The organism is Teichococcus vastitatis, assembly GCF_003604215.1.
Classification (GTDB): Bacteria; Pseudomonadota; Alphaproteobacteria; order Acetobacterales; family Acetobacteraceae; genus Pseudoroseomonas; species Pseudoroseomonas vastitatis.
The window spans coordinates 1-884 of the sequence record NZ_QXGS01000188.1 but is presented as its reverse complement, the minus strand read 5'-3'; the positions used below and the strand labels follow the sequence as shown (position 1 = coordinate 884).

Sequence of the window (884 nt, the reverse complement as noted above, 5' to 3'; positions counted from 1 at the left end):
CCGCGGCAGGTGCGGCTGATCGCGCAGGCCAAGATCAAGACTGACACGATCGATGCGACGGTGCTGGCCAAGCTCTATGCCAGCAACTTCCTGCCCGAGGTTTGGGTGCCGGACGCGAGGACGCAGGCGCTGCGCCGGCAGGTCACGCGGCGCAACCAGATCGTGCGCCAGCGGGTGCGGCTCAAGACCATCACCCAGTCGATCCTGCATGCTCATCTGATGCCGCAGTGTCCGCATGCCGAGCTGTTCGGCATCCGGGGACGTGCCTGGCTCCTGGCCCAACCCCTGCCGCCTGATGAGCAGGACGCGGTGGAGCGGCACCTGCGCGAGTATGATCGCCTGGGCGAGGATCTCAAGGTCGTGGAGCGCGGGTTGGCGCGGGATGCCCTGGCGGATGCCACCATCAAGCGCCTGATGACCATCCCCGGCATCGACATGGTGGTGGCGCTCGGGCTGTCGGCAGCTATCGGGCCTATCTCCAGGTTCCAGAGGCCGGATCAACTCGTCGCCTATATCGGGCTGAACCCGAGCGTCCATCAATCCGGCGGAGGACGGCTCCAGCACGGGCGCATCACCAAGCAGGGCCGCTCGCATGCGAGACACATGCTGGTCGAAGCAGCCTGGCAGGCCCTGCGTGGTCCAGGCCCCTTACGGGCATTCTACCAGCGTGTCGCGGTCCGGCGCGGCAACCACATCGCTGCCGTCGCTGTTGCCCGTAAGCTCGTCGTGATCGTCTGGCACATGCTCGCCAAGGGCGAGGATTATGCCGGGGTCAGGCCCGCCCTGCATGCCAGGAAGCTGCGGGGCCTGGAACTGCGCTCAGGGCAGCCGGAGCGACGCGGACAGCGGGGTTCTGCGTACGAATACAACCTGACCAGGACCCG

General features: G+C 67.0%; 1 protein-coding gene. It reads left to right on the top strand.

Annotation, left to right across the window (positions count from 1 at the left end; all coding sequences use genetic code 11):
* Positions 1-884: IS110 family RNA-guided transposase (locus D2K64_RS23845; RefSeq protein ID WP_120010914.1), on the top strand; the 884-nt coding region annotated here is incomplete at both ends.